Here is a 435-nt window from a genome sequence, read left to right as displayed (position 1 = left end):
TGTGGATGACGAGTCGGGGCTGGTGCATAGCGTGGTTGGCACGGCGGCCAACGTGGCGGATGTCACCCAGGTCGACAAACTGCTGCATGGCGTGGAGAACGTCGTCTGCGCCGATGCCGGTTACACCGGGGTCGAAAAGCGCTCAGAACATGCGGGCCGCGAAGTGATCTGGCAGGTCGCGGCGCGTCGCAGCACATACAGAAAACTCGGCAAGAACAGCCCGCTCTACAAAGCCAAGCGCAAGATCGAAAAGGCCAAGGCGCAGGTGCGGGCCAAGGTCGAGCACCCATTCCGGGTGATCAAGCGCCAGTTCGGTTACGTGAAGGTACGCTTCCGCGGCCTGGCCAAGAACACCGCGCAGCTGGTGACGCTGTTCGCGCTGTCAAACCTATGGATGGCGCGCCGACATTTGCTGACTACCGCAGGAGAGGTACG

Annotated in this window: 1 protein-coding gene; it reads left to right on the top strand. The window is 62.1% G+C overall.

Translation table 11 applies throughout. The features are described from left to right. The coding region (locus HZR81_RS23740) for a transposase (RefSeq protein ID WP_500129410.1) at positions 1 to 435 on the top strand (435 nt) is incomplete at both ends.

Origin of the sequence: Pseudomonas sp. LM13, from assembly GCF_041381355.1 — a bacterium.
Lineage (GTDB): Bacteria > Pseudomonadota > Gammaproteobacteria > Pseudomonadales > Pseudomonadaceae > Stutzerimonas > Stutzerimonas frequens.
The sequence above is the reverse complement of the archived record's forward strand: the minus strand, read 5'-3'. Positions and strand labels throughout refer to the sequence as shown.